At 43.6% G+C, this 14,601-nt stretch carries 19 protein-coding genes; all 19 read right to left on the bottom strand.

Annotation, left to right across the window (positions count from 1 at the left end; all coding sequences use genetic code 11):
- Positions 1-2 precede the first annotated feature (2 nt).
- Positions 3-2,030: a flagellar biosynthesis protein FlhA gene (gene flhA, locus MAHAU_RS04315; protein ID WP_013780502.1), complete on the bottom strand. Its 2,028-nt coding sequence runs from the start codon at positions 2,028-2,030 to the stop codon at positions 3-5.
- A gap of 5 nt (positions 2,031-2,035) precedes the next feature.
- Complete coding sequence (gene flhB, locus MAHAU_RS04310; protein ID WP_013780501.1) at positions 2,036-3,121, bottom strand: flagellar biosynthesis protein FlhB; 1,086 nt, start codon at positions 3,119-3,121, stop codon at positions 2,036-2,038.
- Complete coding sequence (fliR, locus tag MAHAU_RS04305) at positions 3,118-3,888, bottom strand: flagellar biosynthetic protein FliR (RefSeq protein ID WP_041644330.1); 771 nt, start codon at positions 3,886-3,888, stop codon at positions 3,118-3,120. Before fliR ends, flhB begins: the two co-directional genes overlap by 4 nt.
- 5 nt (positions 3,889-3,893) lie before the next feature.
- On the bottom strand, positions 3,894-4,163 hold the full coding sequence (gene fliQ / locus MAHAU_RS04300; protein WP_013780499.1) for a flagellar biosynthesis protein FliQ: 270 nt from the start codon (positions 4,161-4,163) through the stop codon (positions 3,894-3,896).
- Between the two features lie 14 nt (positions 4,164-4,177).
- The gene (fliP, locus tag MAHAU_RS04295) at positions 4,178-4,951 is read right to left on the bottom strand and encodes a flagellar type III secretion system pore protein FliP (RefSeq protein WP_013780498.1); all 774 of its coding nucleotides are present in this window, start codon (positions 4,949-4,951) and stop codon (positions 4,178-4,180) included.
- Positions 4,932-5,309: a flagellar biosynthetic protein FliO gene (locus MAHAU_RS04290; protein ID WP_013780497.1), complete on the bottom strand. Its 378-nt coding sequence runs from the start codon at positions 5,307-5,309 to the stop codon at positions 4,932-4,934. Before MAHAU_RS04290 ends, fliP begins: the two co-directional genes overlap by 20 nt.
- A gap of 4 nt (positions 5,310-5,313) precedes the next feature.
- The gene (locus MAHAU_RS04285) at positions 5,314-5,676 is read right to left on the bottom strand and encodes a response regulator (RefSeq protein WP_013780496.1); all 363 of its coding nucleotides are present in this window, start codon (positions 5,674-5,676) and stop codon (positions 5,314-5,316) included.
- Between the two features lie 21 nt (positions 5,677-5,697).
- Complete coding sequence (gene fliY / locus MAHAU_RS04280) at positions 5,698-6,798, bottom strand: flagellar motor switch phosphatase FliY (protein WP_013780495.1); 1,101 nt, start codon at positions 6,796-6,798, stop codon at positions 5,698-5,700.
- Positions 6,791-7,798, bottom strand: coding sequence for a flagellar motor switch protein FliM (gene fliM, locus MAHAU_RS04275; protein ID WP_013780494.1), 1,008 nt, complete (start codon positions 7,796-7,798; stop codon positions 6,791-6,793). The genes fliY and fliM overlap by 8 nt, the downstream gene beginning before the upstream one ends.
- Positions 7,799-7,814: 16 nt before the next feature.
- Entirely contained in the window at positions 7,815-8,246 is a 432-nt protein-coding gene (locus MAHAU_RS14925; RefSeq protein ID WP_013780493.1) for a flagellar basal body-associated FliL family protein, read from the bottom strand.
- Positions 8,247-8,264: 18 nt separating this feature from the next.
- The gene (locus MAHAU_RS04265) at positions 8,265-9,020 is read right to left on the bottom strand and encodes an OmpA/MotB family protein (RefSeq protein ID WP_013780492.1); all 756 of its coding nucleotides are present in this window, start codon (positions 9,018-9,020) and stop codon (positions 8,265-8,267) included.
- Positions 9,013-9,816: a motility protein A gene (locus MAHAU_RS04260; RefSeq protein WP_013780491.1), complete on the bottom strand. Its 804-nt coding sequence runs from the start codon at positions 9,814-9,816 to the stop codon at positions 9,013-9,015. Before MAHAU_RS04260 ends, MAHAU_RS04265 begins: the two co-directional genes overlap by 8 nt.
- Before the next feature lie 44 nt (positions 9,817-9,860).
- Positions 9,861-10,100 carry a flagellar FlbD family protein gene (locus MAHAU_RS04255; protein WP_013780490.1) on the bottom strand — a complete coding sequence of 80 codons (240 nt, stop codon included), beginning with the start codon at positions 10,098-10,100 and terminating at the stop codon, positions 9,861-9,863.
- Positions 10,101-10,294: 194 nt separating this feature from the next.
- A complete protein-coding gene (flgG, locus tag MAHAU_RS04250; protein WP_013780489.1) occupies positions 10,295-11,092 on the bottom strand; it encodes a flagellar basal body rod protein FlgG in 798 nt (265 codons plus the stop codon).
- 88 nt (positions 11,093-11,180) lie between these two features.
- Positions 11,181-11,549 carry a TIGR02530 family flagellar biosynthesis protein gene (locus MAHAU_RS04245; protein WP_041643845.1) on the bottom strand — a complete coding sequence of 123 codons (369 nt, stop codon included), beginning with the start codon at positions 11,547-11,549 and terminating at the stop codon, positions 11,181-11,183.
- The gene (locus MAHAU_RS04240) at positions 11,542-11,973 is read right to left on the bottom strand and encodes a flagellar hook capping FlgD N-terminal domain-containing protein (protein ID WP_013780487.1); all 432 of its coding nucleotides are present in this window, start codon (positions 11,971-11,973) and stop codon (positions 11,542-11,544) included. Before MAHAU_RS04240 ends, MAHAU_RS04245 begins: the two co-directional genes overlap by 8 nt.
- A gap of 17 nt (positions 11,974-11,990) precedes the next feature.
- Entirely contained in the window at positions 11,991-13,550 is a 1,560-nt protein-coding gene (locus tag MAHAU_RS04235; RefSeq protein ID WP_013780486.1) for a flagellar hook-length control protein FliK, read from the bottom strand.
- Between the two features lie 38 nt (positions 13,551-13,588).
- Positions 13,589-14,146, bottom strand: coding sequence for a MotE family protein (locus MAHAU_RS04230; protein ID WP_013780485.1), 558 nt, complete (start codon positions 14,144-14,146; stop codon positions 13,589-13,591).
- On the bottom strand, positions 14,139-14,591 hold the full coding sequence (gene fliJ / locus MAHAU_RS04225) for a flagellar export protein FliJ (RefSeq protein WP_013780484.1): 453 nt from the start codon (positions 14,589-14,591) through the stop codon (positions 14,139-14,141). Before fliJ ends, MAHAU_RS04230 begins: the two co-directional genes overlap by 8 nt.
- Positions 14,592-14,601 lie beyond the last annotated feature (10 nt).

Here is a 14,601-nt window from a genome sequence, read left to right as displayed (position 1 = left end):
GTCTATATCCTCACCATCCCCACAGACTGCACCTCGATAGAAGGCTCCAGCTCATTATATGACAACACCGGCAAATCGGGAAGTAATTGTTCAGTAAGCCTCTTAAAATATATTCTCACTACCGGCGATGTTATAACTATCGGCTGTATGCCGGTGCCGGATAACTTTCGTATCTCATTAGATAACGACGATAACATAGCGCGCAATTTAGACGGCTCCATCGCTATCATCGTGCCTTGCTCGGTCTGTTTTACGGAATCCATTATAAGTTGCTCCAGCGATGGATCGACCGTTATGGCAGATGCTTTATTCCCCTGTATAAAACGCCTTGTAATCGTTCTAGATAAGGCATGCCTTACATATTCGGTCAGCATATCGGGATCGCGCGTAAGATTCACATAATCCGCCAGCGTCTCCAATATGGTTACCATATCTCTTATCGGGACATTCTCTTTTAATAAATTTTGCAGGACTTTTTGCACCTCTCCAACCGTCATGAGTTTGGGTATCAATTCGTCCACTAATACCGGATGGGTCTGCTTTATATTATCTATGAGCCCTTGTACTTCCTGGCGCCCCAGCAATTCATAGCTGTGCCTTCGTATAACCTCTGTCAAATGGGTAGCCATCACAGACGGCGGATCTACAACAGTATAACCGGCCATTTCAGCCTCATCCTTCTGTTCCGCTGTTATCCATATGGCAGGTAGGCCAAAGGCCGGTTCGACACCAGGTATACCGTTTATCTCATGTTCCACGGCACCTGGGTTCATAGCCATGTATCTGTCCGGCATCAATTCACCCTCAGCCACTTCGACACCCTTAATTTTTATGACATATTGATTGGGCTTTAATTGTATGTTATCGCGTATGCGTATCATAGGCACCACTATGCCCAGATCCAATGCCAACTGGCGCCTTATCATAACGACGCGATCCAGCAAATCGCCGCCTTGATTGACATCTGCCAACGGTATAAGATTATATCCAAATTCCAATTCTATCGGATCCACCTGTAATAACGGCAAAACATTTTCCGGTCGGCGTATCTCATCGGTACGCGTCTTCTCAGCACTGGTTTCTTCTTGTTGTTGTTTAAGCTTTGCTGTATTTTGTATAGTGTAGCCGAGATATATGAAAACACCTCCAATAGAAAACATTGGCAGTTTCGGAAGCCCCATGAAGGCTAACACTATCAAGGTTATGCCGGCTATCAGCATAGCTACGGGTTGAGACGTTATCTGTGATACAAGGTCGCGGCTCATATTAGACTCCGAGGCTGCGCGCGTCACTATTATGCCGGTTCCTACAGAGATAAGCAAAGCCGGCACCTGGCTTACTAAACCGTCGCCCACTGTCAGCAGCGTATAGCGGTTCAGCACCTCGGCAAAGTCCATGCCTTGCACCAGCATTCCGGTTATTATGCCGCCTATTATATTTATAACGGCTATTATGATGCTTACTATCGCATCGCCTTTGACGAATTTGCTCGCACCGTCCATTGCTCCGTAGAAATCGGCTTCGCGCTGTATCTTGGCCCGTCGCTCCCTCGCCTGGGCCTCGCTTATGATGCCGGAATTTAGATCGGCGTCTATGGCCATTTGTTTGCCAGGCATGGCGTCCAAGGTAAACCTGGCAGCCACTTCGGCTACTCTTTCTGCACCTCTGGTTACGACAATAAACTGCACCACGAATATGATAAGGAATATTATTACACCAACTATTATGTCATTGCCTATGACAAAATTGCCAAAGGCCTCTATGACCTGACCGGCATAACCCTCCGATAATATCAATCTTGTCGATGATATATTGAGCGCTATACGGAAAATGGTCGCCAAAAGCAGCAACGACGGGAATATAGAGAATTCCAAAGGTTCTTTTACGTATAGGCTTATAAGCAGTATTATCAAAGCCAACGCTATATTAAACGACAAAAGCACATCCAATAAGCCCGATGGCAGCGGTATTATTATCAACAATGTTACGGCCACCGCCACAAATGCTATCGCTATATCGCCGAGCTTCATATATTTCACCTCCTACCCATGTTGTATACGTAAGCCAGCACTTCAGCCACCGCCTCGTAAAATTGAGGCGGTATTATTTGCCCTATATCCACTGCATAATAAAGGTTTCTGGCCAATTCCCGGTTCTCAACTATCGGCACACGACTTTGTCTGGCTACCTCTTTTATGCGCTGTGCCATATAATCGACACCTTTGGCCAGTATAACCGGCGCCTGGTCGGTTTCAGCGTCGTATCGCAGAGCGACTGCAAAATGCGTCGGATTTGTTATAACTACATCCGCTTTGGGTACCTGCTGCATCATCCGCATCATAGCCAATTGCCTCTGTATTTGTCGGATCCGCGCTTTTATCTGCGGATCGCCCTCGGTCTCCTTAAACTCCTGTTTCACCTCTTGTTTGGACATTCTGAGATTTCGCTCATACTCCCGGCGCTGAAATATATAGTCCAATACAGCCACTGTTGCCATCACAGCCGTGAGTTTTATAGCAGCGTTCAATACTATGCTTACCATATCGTAAATCATGACCGACGTACCTTCGCGGCTCATGGCGAGGAATATATTTATATCATTTCTTATCTCTGTATAAGCAACGTAGCCTATTATCGCTATTTTTAATATTGACTTAACAAGTTCATTTACAGCCCTTTTGGAAAATATACGCTTAAATCCGGCTGCAGGATTTAAATGTCCAAGATCCATCGCTAAAGGTTTAGCCGAAAATACAAATCCAACTTGAGCTATATTTACAGCTATGCCTATTATGCATATGCCAAAGATAAATATCCATAGCCCTTTGCCGATCTGGATTATAGTATTTATAAACAACGTTGACAGGTTCTCACTCGTATATATGCTATCCGCCGAACCGGCCATCGTATAGATCTGACGCTCATACGCGGTCAATATCTGTAATAGGCTAGGGAATATCGCTTTGATTACCAGAAACGATGCCAGCAATACGGCTACCATGTTTATTTCAGCGCTCTTAAAAACCTGCCCTTTTTCCCGCGCCTCCCTGCGGCGCTTGGGCGTAGGTTGCTCGGTTTTTTCGTCGTCAGCAAATAGCTGAAGGTCTATATACCAGATCATCGCACCATCCTTTGCATAAAACCACTTATATCGTCGAACATATCCGCAAACAGCGGCTCCATAAGATTTATATATACCGGCAGTACCAGCAATAACATTATAAGACCTATCATCAGCCTTATGGGCATGCCCATGACGAATACATTCATCTGCGGTAGCGCTCTGCTCAATACTCCCAACATTACCTCGGTGAGCAGCAATACTGCCATAAGCGGTATAGCCAGTTTTATAGCCCATACAAACGTCTGAACGAATATCTCCAATATATACCACAATATATCGGGTTTTATGCTAAAATCACCTATCGGCAATACCGTATAGCTGTCAAATAAGAGCGATATCAGCACATGATGTCCATTCATGCCGAAGAACAGCAGCAGAGCCATCATATTGATGAGATTGCCCACTATCGGTACAGCTACTTCGTTTACAGGGTCAAAGGCGTTCACCATGCCGAAACCTATTTGAAAATCCATTATCTGCCCTGCTATAAGGATAGCAGAGAACGCCAATGTGGTTATATAACCCATAGCCAGGCCTATAAGCATCTCTTTAAACAATATCCATACATACAACCAGATATTATTTACTATATCTATACTTTGAAGCGGTATGGTATTGAGCAGCACCATCGCCATCATAAATGACATTCCTATTTTTAAGTAGGCTGGCACATTGCGCCTGCCAAATACCGGCGACAGCACAAATAACCCGGTCATGCGCATAAATACAAGCAAAAACGTCGGTATATAATTCAAAATATCCATCGATATCATTGTATGAACGACAATATACTATGAAATATGTCGTTGGTGAAATCTACCATGGTGTTGAGTATCCATGGACCGAATAATATTAAGGCTACGATTATAGCTATTATCTTGGGTATGAATACCAGCGTCTGTTCGTTTATCTGCGTTACCGCCTGAAATATGGATACTATTATGCCTACCACGAGGCCGAATATAGCCATCGGGGCTGACAACAGTATGACCATATAAAGGGCATTCCGCACAATACTTAGAACCTGTGCCTGAGACATTTTTCTGCTCCCTTTCAATGAAAACTGGTTATGAGCGATTGCACCACTAAATTCCATCCATCCACCATGATAAACAGCAATACCTTAAAAGGCAGCGATATCATAACCGGGGGTATCATCATCATACCCATGGACATAAGCGTGGTAGCCACCACCATATCTATCACTATGAATGGCACATATATTAAAAAACCTATCTGGAATGCCGTTTTAAGCTCGCTTATTATAAAAGCCGGTATCAATACCGTAGACGATATATCTGAAAGTTGCTCCGGCTTGTCCATGCCAGACAGATTTACAAACAAATTCAGATCTTTTTCGCGTGTCTCCTTAAACATAAACTCCCTGAGCGGTACCATCGCATTATCTATGGCTTGCTGCTGCTCTATCTGCCCATTCATATACGGTTGCAACGCTGTCTGATTGATCTGCGTAGCTACCGGTGCCATGGTGAAAAACGTCAAAAATAAAGCCAATCCTATGATGACCTGGTTGGGCGGCATCTGTTGCAATCCCAATGCGCTCCGAACAAACGATAATACAACGATGATCCTAGTAAATGAGGTCAGCATTATCAATATGGCCGGAGCCAGGGATAATATCGTTAATAGCAGCAGTATCTGAAGGCTCAACGCCGTTTCTTGCGGCGTCTGAGCAGGCTCTATATCGACATTTATATTTGGTATAGGTATCTCGGGTGCTGCATATGCGCTATTTGTACCGCTTAATGCCCACGCAAGTATAACGATAATAAACAGCACTATAATCCTAACTTTTATCCGTCTCATCCGTCTTATTCCCTATCTTTTTCATAAAAGCCTGCATATATGTTGCAAACGATACATTGCCTTCTCTCGCATCATTTTTGCCGATAAGCATGATCTGGTCTGCCGTCAACTCTATTATAAGGCTTACCGACGATGGTGCCACAGATAAAAGGTAATACCTTTCCCCTACCTTAACTATGCATAACCATTTATCGTTCGAAAGCATCGCTCGATCTATAATCTCTATGTACCTGCCTCTGGATAAACCGATAGACTTTTTGCTTATAAAACGCGTGGCATAATAGGCGCCGGCAATGACAATTATGAATGCAAATACGGCCAGCATAACGCTTAACCATGTGGCACCGTTATCAGGCATAATATTAGCCTACGGCCTTCTTTACAGCTTCTATGACCCTATCGGCCTGAAACGGCTTCACTATAAAATCCTTAGCACCTGCCTGAATAGCCTCAATGACCATAGCCTGTTGTCCCATAGCCGAACACATTATGATATTGGCGTTCGGATCCAGATTTTTTATTTTCTTTACGGATTCTATACCATCCATTTCGGGCATAGTTATATCCATTATAACAAGGTCCGGTTTATCCTCTTTATATTTTTCAACGGCTTTTAAGCCATTTTCGGCCTCGGCTGATACCTCATACCCGTTTTTTGTAAGTATATCTTTTATCATCATCCTCATAAAAGCTGCATCGTCCACGATCAAGACTTTTTTTGCCATTATATCTATTCCTCCCCTGTTTTATTTAGTATTTTTTGCAGTCGTTTGGTCTATCATTTCTATAATACGGACTCCGAAATTTTCGTCGATAACTATCACCTCGCCTCTTGCCACGAGTTTACCATTGACTAATATATCGATCGGTTCTCCAGCCAATCGATCCAATTCTATCACTGAACCCGTCCCCAATTCAAGAATATCTTTTACTGTTTTTTTAGTCCGACCGAGTTCTACCGTAACCTGCAATGGTATATCCATTATAAGATTCATGTTGGACCCTTGCAATACCTCAGGCGCTTCATTATTTAATTGTTGGAATACTACCGGTTGAGCCTTAACGACTTTTTCTGATTCTGTTTTATTTACAACAGCTTGTTTAATTTCAGGCTTTTCAGACTCAATCGGGGGCATTTGAGTTACTTCTTGCTTTTGTAACGGTTCATTATCTGGAGCTTTTGCCGCGCCACCGAGCAGATTATTTACTAATTCTTTAGCAAAATCTATAGGCAATAACTGCATCATCTCGCTTTTCAACAAGGTGCCTATCTCCATACTGAATGCTATGCGAACCAAAGGTTCATTGGAATCAAAAGCATCGTAAGGGGATTCATCGGTAAAGTTAATAACAAATGCTTTCGGAGGAGATATATTTATGTTCTTATCGAACATCGTGGAAAGCGATGTAGCCGATGATCCAACCATCTGATTCATAGCCTCACCTATAGCGCTAAGATGCAGATCGCTTATTTCGTCAGCAATGTTGCTGCCGTCTCCTCCCATCATGAGATCGGTTATTAATTTCACGTCTTCTTCTTTTAAAATCAGCAAATTTACCCCTTCTAGCCCCTGCGTGTATTTCACCTCAACGGCTACAAATGGTATGGGGTATTCCTTGCCCAATTCATTCATAGTCGTAATATCCACTCTTGGAGTGGTTATCACAACCTTATTTCTTAAAAGAGTAGAAAGCGTAGTAGCCGCCGTCCCCATGCTTATATTGCCTATTTCTCCCAGTGCATCTTTCTCTATATCTGTTAGTATAGCATCGTCGCTACTCTGAGAAGGGGATTGCTGACCTCGCAGCAAAGCATCTATCTCTTCCTGGGACAGTATATCACTCATCGGTATCCTCCTCTTGATAAATCACATCAGTTATTTTTACTGCCATATGGTTATGTCTCAATCCCGGTTTTCCGTAAAACTTAGTTATATCGCCCACCATCACTTTAATGTGATTGTCAACACTCTCATCAAGCTGTATAATATCCCCGGGACTCAACTGCATAAAATCGCCTATGCTTATTGTGCTCTCCCCTAATATAGCCCTTATAGGTATCTGCACATTCTCTATGCGTTTGCGCAGTGTATTGAATGAAACCTCATCTCGTTCCGCTTTTTCCTTTTTTTCATTTGAGAACCAAAACCTTGTCGTAAGCTCATCGCTTATGGGCTCTATGGTAACATGGGGTATACATATATTAACCATGCCCTCCACATCGCCCACCTTTAACATAAGCGTAACCAGCGCAGCCGTTTCATTCGGCGCTATTATTTGGGCAAATTGGGCATTGGTTTCTATACGCTCTAGTTTAGGCGTTATAGCAGCCACATTTGCCCATGATTCCTGAAGAAGGGTGCCTATCTGCCTTAATATGCGTTCTATAAGTGCCAGCTCTATCTCGGAGAAGGCCGTCATTTCTTCGGCTGCACGACCCGAACCGCCTAAAACCCTATCGATCATGGCATAAGATATATTCGGAGCTATCTCGACCACTATTTTACCATCCATCGGTTGAAAATCCATTATGCCCAATACTACCGGTTCGGGCAATGAATTCATAAACTCATAATAAGTAAGCTCCTCTACCGATACTATGTTCACTTGACAATATATGCGCAAAAAGCCCGCCAAATAAGAGGATAGATAACGGCAAAAATTCTCGTGCAATATTTCCAATGTGCGAAGTTGTTCCTTTGAAAACTTATTAGGACGCCTGAAATCGTATACGCGTATTTTCTTTTCCTCGGCAGTTTGCTCCATTATGTCGCTTACGCTTAGCTCTCCGGTATTCAACGCCTGAAGCAATTGATCTATTTCATCTTGCGACAGTACATCCGCCAATATAGGCCACCCCTTACTATTGAATTACAAATTCATTGAAATATATATTTACTGCGGCACCTTCGCCAAACTTCTTATTTAGGGCCGATATTATTTCATTCTTTAATTTGGATTGAAAACCATCCTCTGCTGATTCTTCATCGGTCTTACTACTTAATACCGATACTATTATATCATTGACCATATAATCTTTGCTAGTAAATTCGTCCAATATAGCGCTGTTAGCTACCTCTATAACCATGGTAACTTTTAAAAAATGCCTGCTATTCTTCAAATTGGTAACAAAACTGCCATCCTTAACGGTTGGCATAAAAATTTCCGTCTTTTTCTCTGCGATATTCTGCCCACTAGCGTCGTTAGAAGATGCCATATAATATGCTATGATCACGGCCGCCACCAATACAACTATCATAGCTGTCCACAAAAGCGACTTGTTGTTTTTGGCCAATATTTATCCATCCTTTCATTACGGATTTGTGTTGCTATTTATTTCTCCTGGGATCCAGGTACGTGTTATAACAATGTCCACCCGCCTGTTCTTAGCCCTGCCCTCTATAGTATCATTGGTCGCCACCGGATGATATTCTCCATACCCTACGGCCGATAGCATTTCAGGAGGCAAATGCTGTCGTTCTACAAAATAGCGCAATACCGTTACAGCTCGTGCTGTAGACAACTCCCAATTCGATGGGAACATGACGGTATGTATGGGCACATTATCGGTATGGCCTTCTATCCTGACACCACCTATTTGTTCCTTATATGTTTTTAATACGCCGGCAATATTATTCAGCACCGGTAATGCGCTCGGGATGATATCAGCTTTGCCAGATTCGAACAGTACATTGTCCTTAAACCTCAGCAATATTTCCATCTTATTTTCCGTCATCTCCACGGTAGCCGCTATATTGTTCTGTTGTATATACCTTTGCATATCCTCATACAATGACTCGAATTCATCCTGCGGTTCGTTCGTCCTTTGCTCCAAATCCTGTCCTTCATCGCCACCGGTGGCCGGCACGCTGCTCATGCTGCGGCCGCCCTCCAATACGCCGAGGCTGGCCTGCAGCGAAGCCACCATTGCCTTAAACTTTTGCGCGTCTATATTGGAAAAGGAAAATAGAAATATAAAAAATATAAGCAATAGCGACATCATGTCGCCATATGTGGTAAGCCACGACGGCGATTTGTTTTCCTCGTCGTTGTTGCGCTTCCTAGCCATTATTCAACGCTTCTTCCCGTTGCTGCTCTACCTCTTGCTCGGCCACTGACAATAACTTGGGTGGCAAGAAAGCTTTCAGTTTTTCCTCTATAATCCTTGGGTTTTCTCCTGCTTGTATGGATAGTACGCCTTCCAATACAAGCTCCTTCAGCAGCATCTCCTCAGCGCTGCGCACCTTGAGTTTTTGTGCCATAGGTAAAAAGATCAGGTTAGCTAAAACCGATCCATAGAACGTGGTTGTTATGGCAACAGCCATATTAGGGCCTATGGTATCAGGATCATTGAGATTCCTCAACATATTTATAAGACCTATCAATGTGCCTATCATACCGAAAGCCGGAGCATAATTGCCCATAGTTTCAAGCAAACCCCATCCCTGTTTATGCCTCTCTTCGATATAATTAAGTTCAGTTTCCATTATGTTTTTTACCAGCTCGGGATCAGTGCCGTCCACTATAAGCAATATGCCCTTGCGCATAAATGGATCATCCAATTGATAAGCTGCCTCTTCGAGTGCTAACAATCCCTCTCGTCTGGCCGTATTGGCCAAATTGAGTATTATATCCATTATCTCTTTAGGATTCTGCCTTTTAACGAAAAAAACATTTTTTATTATACCCAGCGTATTCAACACATTGCTCAACGGATAGGATATAAGCGTTGAGGCAATGGTACCGCCCAGCGTTATCATTATAGACGGTAGGTCGTAGTATGTAAGCAAATTTGCATTCAACAGTATACCTATAGCGATAAAGGCTATGCCCGCTATCAGACCGGCTATTGTAGCTATATCCATAATTATAGTGTATGCCCTGTTTATATGCTGCTATAAGCAGGGTTTCACATAACCCCCTTTCGGTCAGTTTCATCTTTATCGATGCTAAAGTCGGCAACGCTATGATAGCCTGCCATTCGCCTAAAAGCGATTATACGCTTTATGACCTCATCCACCGATTCGCTTACCACTATCTTGCTGCCGTTGGTCATGGTTATCACCGTATCGGGGGTAGCCTCCATCATCTCTATAAGGTCGTCGTTGATGACAAATTCTTTGCCGTTAAGCCTTGTGAGTTTTATCATATGTACCACCTTTCTAATTGGAGATCTGCTGGATGTTACAGTCTCGATATATATGCCTCGCTACGGCTGTGAAGCTGAACCACAATGCAATCAAAGATTGCTGTGGTTCTACGCTTCAAAAGCCTGCTCACCATATATGCTGAACCTTACACCAAGTAAGCTTGCTTCATTACACTGTATTTATTGCATTTGTACTATCGCTTCAGATTAACCAATTCCTGAAGCATTTCATCCGAAGTCGTTATTACTCTGGAATTAGCCTGAAATCCCCTCTGGGTAATTATCATATCGGTGAGCTCACGCGATAGGTCAACATTCGACATCTCCAAAGCGCCGGGCGTCAAATAACCGGTACCATCCTGGCCTGGTTGTACTATACCGGTTGCTGGCGGCCCTGAACTTATGGTTTCCCTGTACATATTTTGGCCTATCTTTTCGAGTCCTCCTGGATTTACAAATTTAGCTAAACCGACGATGTCTAATGTGTCCACGGTACCATCCGCCTGAATACCGCTTATCTGACCAGTCTTATCTATCACTATAGATACATATAATGTCGGATCTATTATGATATTGCCGCCACCTGCCGTCTGTACATACATGCCATCGGGTGTAACGAGATTGCCATCTGCATCGAGATGGAAATTACCCGCTCTGGTGTAGTAATCGGCAGTACCGTCGTTTACCACAAAGAAACCGTCGCCGTTTATGGCCAGATCCAAAGGATTATCGGTTCTTTCTATACCACCGGGGGTATGCAGGACATCTATGGCGCCCACGGCAGCGCCCAATCCAATCTGCTGCGGATTTGTACCGCCCAACACATTAGGGGCCGAGCCAGTCTTTATGGTTTGATTGAATACATCCTGAAAGGTAACGCGGCTGCTTTTGAAGCCAACGGTATTGACATTGGCTATGTTATTGCCTATAACATCCATCCTTGTCTGGTGCGCTCTCAAACCGGATACACCAGAAAACATTGATCTCATCATAATAAATACATCCTCCTCAGGTTTTATTCAGCGCTGAAAGCATCCTCTCCTTCGCTCAAGGTAGCAGAGCCCCCTGAAAAGGTCCAGCTCATATTATTACAGCGCCGTCTATGTTTGTAAAAATGCTATCCGCTAAATGCTGCTTGTCTACAGCCGTTATTATGGTATTGCTGCTCACGCTGACTATAAAGGCTTTATCCTGCATCAATATCAGCGACGATTTTATGCCTTTTGCCTGCGCTCTGGCTACCGCTTGATTGAGTTTGTCAGCATCATCACCGGTCAAATTTATATTTCTATCTTTGATGCGCTGCTCGGCATGCTTGGAAAGTTTCACATCCAGCTTGCTCTTAAGCACATCATCAAATGAAATATCTTGTTGGACCGGTTTTTGATCATTCGCTTTTTTAGCAGGCGGCGACCAGATATAAGGATTTAGATATATCTCATTACTCATCGCTATCACTTACTTCTGTCGCATCCTCCAGATCCCTTACTTCTGTAACATTCTCCAGCGGTACATCGACAGCCCCTACGGTCAATATCGCTTGCCCATTACTGAACTTAACGCTATCCACCGTGCCGCTTATTTGCTGCTGTACACCTCTTTCTGTCGGTATCGTTGCATATACCTCTTTACCTATCATTGCCACAGCCTGTGCCATACTCAGATTGGCACTCATGTTTTGCATCTGCTCCAACGAGCTGAATTGAGCCATCTGTGCTATAAAAGCCTTGTCATCCATAGGGTCCAAAGGATTTTGATTCTGCATCTGCGCGGCCAATAACTTCAAAAAATCGTCCTGTCTCAATTTGGCTGACTTATTTATAACCGTACTGGCTTGCGCACTGCTCATAGTATTGATTGAATTCACATACATCGTCTTTCACCTGCCTTTCATATATACTGATTTATGCTGCTGTATTCATCCCATACATCCCACGGCTTTTCCGTGCTATAATGCATTGGTTCATCAAAAACCGACATCTCCGAATAACCACTACCGCTATATTGATGCCGCTCTGCCCAACCGCCGCTATTGCTCCATGTTTCCTGCATATTATGCTGGCTCAATGTAAGAGTAAGTTGCGTTGAATCAAATCCGCTGCGCTGCACGGCTTGCTGCAACTGATTCAAATTGCCATCTATAAGCTGATATGCCGCCGACGTATCGGCTATTATATGAGCGCTTAATCTGCCATCCGCATATTGCATTTCTACAGCGATATGGCCCATATTCTTCGGCTGGAGCTGAAATATAATTTTACCACTCGGCGCCGGCTGTTTGTTGGCTAATAAATATCGTTGCAGCTCATCGATTATTGTGCCCGCAGCATCTTTTAATGGTACATCCATCTTTTGCGTATTGATGCCGGTTATATCATTAGAAGGCATACCGGCATTGTTTGCCTTATTAAGGGTAATATCGCTTACATTGTCGATAGTCGAATTGTATAGCTGACGGCTGTCGGGTTGATCCCGCTCTGCACTTTCGATATCTCCGACATTCATATCGTGCTTAATCTCCATATTATCTTCGGCAGTCATCGATAATGGTTCTGTTATATTCCGGGATAACTTTGCTGATACAACACCGTTTGACACAACTAAGCTTGGTGAATCTCCATTTGCACTGTTGTTTACCCACCTGGCAGGATCACGTGCGGTATTGCTGAGCATAGCCAGCCTTAGCTTTACATCGGCTATATCGACGCCCTTTTGCTCCAGCACCTGCAATAATCGACCTGAGTTGTTTTCACCGGACTTATCTGCCTGTTTCTCATTTGCAACAGGGCTAATACTAGTACCCTCTTCCAACAATGGCACTGATAAACTGCTTCCCTTCGCCATCTCAGTAAGCCCGGCTATTGCATCTTCCTGTATTAACACAGCTAAGCCTTGCAAATCTTCATTTACACTGCTTCCCAAGTCGGCAGGATCACGTGCGGTATTGCTGAGCATAGCCAGCTTTAGCCTTACATCGGCTATATCAACGCCTTTTTGCTCCAGCGCTTGCAATAATCGACCTAAGTTGCTGTCATCTGGTTTATCTGCTTGTTTCTTATCAGTAAGTCCAGCTATTGCATCTTCCTGCTGAGCGGCCATGCTCCTGATAGCACCTTGCAGGTCAGCATTGCTGCCCTTTATCATCTCCAGCGATAAGCCATCGTCGCCATTGAATCCCATATCGGCAAGGCTATTGTCATCTAGATCACTCATCTCCCAGTCATTCGCAGGCGTCGCACCTGACATAAGCATTAAGCCGGCGATTACAGCATTTATTGTATCGTCGTCCGATTTAAGCTTTTTATCGTCCCCTGGTTGTCGGCTTGATAATGCGGTCAGCAAATCTAAGAAAGCAACGGCACCGCTATCCGGTGAACCGGGCGAACTCGCTGCGTTTGTTGCATTTTGCGCTTGCAACGCCAGATCGTTAATAACCTGAGATATCATCATCTTCATCACCTCCTTTCATGGCTCATCGTTGTCTTCGTCTACGGCTGCATAATCTTTGTCAGCTCCGCTGCTTTTTTCGACTCCATCTGCTCTAGTATAGCAGCCGCTTTATCCTCTTTCATCCTTTTCAATATGTCTATTACAAGGCCGTCATTATCCACCTCAGACAATATGGCGGCTGCCTGTTTGGCGTCCATACTCTCATACATCTTGGCCATGTCAGCTATAGCCATTTGTTTGCTGTTCAATTCAGCTTCTTTTACCACCAGTTCCTGTTCCTTTTGTGCTAATTGGTTCTCCTTGTCATCCACTGCTTTTTCGCGTTTTTCCAATTCCGCTTCCTTATTTGCAAGCGATGTTTCTTTTGCTTTTAAATCGGCATCTTTTTTGTTTAACGCCGTCGTCCGCTCTTCTATATCGGCTTTGGCTTCTAGTTCCGGACCATTTATTACAGGTCCTATAAATGGTATGGTCGATACCATATCTCTGATGCCCGCTATATTGAATATTATAGCCGCCTCGAATACCGCCAATAAAATGAATATTATAGCCAACACCACAGCCAAAGCTGATCTGCCGCCGTTCTTTTCAGGCATTTTCTTTCTCCTCAAAATACTTGTGGGATAATACGCTGTCTATAACCTTCTCCTCCTCATGATAAAATTCACGCACATATGTTTGCCAATATTTATCTCGCAATGTCGATAGTATTTTTTCATCCTGAGCTGCTTTTATAAGCTGCGCCCGTATATTATCCGCTTCATATTGGAGCTCTGCCAAGCGGCGCTGTTGATCCTTTATATCCATACCCAGCCTCTTAATATAATCGCCGTATGTTCTGGCCGTATTAGCGTCACATCCAACCTGCAGATTGCTTTCCAATTCATCGCATGCCCAATCATTATATCGTTTTAAGATGTCAACCTTATCGCGTTGTTCCAAAAGTTCCTTGTTTTTCAACGCAAGCCTGTCTTCTAAATCTTTTTCCAATTGTCCTCTATAATTCAGCACACTTTGTAATCTAAAGCTAAAGCGTTTCATAAACCACCTG

The sequence above is a fragment of the Mahella australiensis 50-1 BON genome, from assembly GCF_000213255.1.
GTDB lineage: Bacteria > Bacillota > Clostridia > Mahellales > Mahellaceae > Mahella > Mahella australiensis.
The sequence above is the reverse complement of the archived record's forward strand: the minus strand, read 5'-3'. Positions and strand labels throughout refer to the sequence as shown.

Coding starts and splice junctions, on each gene's coding strand:
- MAHAU_RS04260 (WP_013780491.1), bottom strand. CDS start 9,816: ATGGATATAGCTACAATAGCCGGTCTGATAGCGGGCATAGCCTTTATC.
- fliQ (WP_013780499.1), bottom strand. CDS start 4,163: ATGTCTCAGGCACAGGTTCTAAGTATTGTGCGGAATGCCCTTTATATG.
- fliP (WP_013780498.1), bottom strand. CDS start 4,951: ATGAGACGGATAAAAGTTAGGATTATAGTGCTGTTTATTATCGTTATA.
- MAHAU_RS04245 (WP_041643845.1), bottom strand. CDS start 11,549: ATGAGTAATGAGATATATCTAAATCCTTATATCTGGTCGCCGCCTGCT.
- MAHAU_RS04230 (WP_013780485.1), bottom strand. CDS start 14,146: ATGCCTGAAAAGAACGGCGGCAGATCAGCTTTGGCTGTGGTGTTGGCT.
- MAHAU_RS04265 (WP_013780492.1), bottom strand. CDS start 9,020: ATGGCTAGGAAGCGCAACAACGACGAGGAAAACAAATCGCCGTCGTGG.
- fliY (WP_013780495.1), bottom strand. CDS start 6,798: ATGAGTGATATACTGTCCCAGGAAGAGATAGATGCTTTGCTGCGAGGT.
- MAHAU_RS04235 (WP_013780486.1), bottom strand. CDS start 13,550: ATGATGATATCTCAGGTTATTAACGATCTGGCGTTGCAAGCGCAAAAT.
- MAHAU_RS04290 (WP_013780497.1), bottom strand. CDS start 5,309: ATGCCTGATAACGGTGCCACATGGTTAAGCGTTATGCTGGCCGTATTT.
- MAHAU_RS04240 (WP_013780487.1), bottom strand. CDS start 11,973: ATGTATGTGAATTCAATCAATACTATGAGCAGTGCGCAAGCCAGTACG.
- flhB (WP_013780501.1), bottom strand. CDS start 3,121: ATGATCTGGTATATAGACCTTCAGCTATTTGCTGACGACGAAAAAACC.
- MAHAU_RS04285 (WP_013780496.1), bottom strand. CDS start 5,676: ATGGCAAAAAAAGTCTTGATCGTGGACGATGCAGCTTTTATGAGGATG.
- flhA (WP_013780502.1), bottom strand. CDS start 2,030: ATGAAGCTCGGCGATATAGCGATAGCATTTGTGGCGGTGGCCGTAACA.
- fliR (WP_041644330.1), bottom strand. CDS start 3,888: ATGGATATTTTGAATTATATACCGACGTTTTTGCTTGTATTTATGCGC.
- fliJ (WP_013780484.1), bottom strand. CDS start 14,591: ATGAAACGCTTTAGCTTTAGATTACAAAGTGTGCTGAATTATAGAGGA.
- flgG (WP_013780489.1), bottom strand. CDS start 11,092: ATGATGAGATCAATGTTTTCTGGTGTATCCGGTTTGAGAGCGCACCAG.
- MAHAU_RS04255 (WP_013780490.1), bottom strand. CDS start 10,100: ATGATAAAACTCACAAGGCTTAACGGCAAAGAATTTGTCATCAACGAC.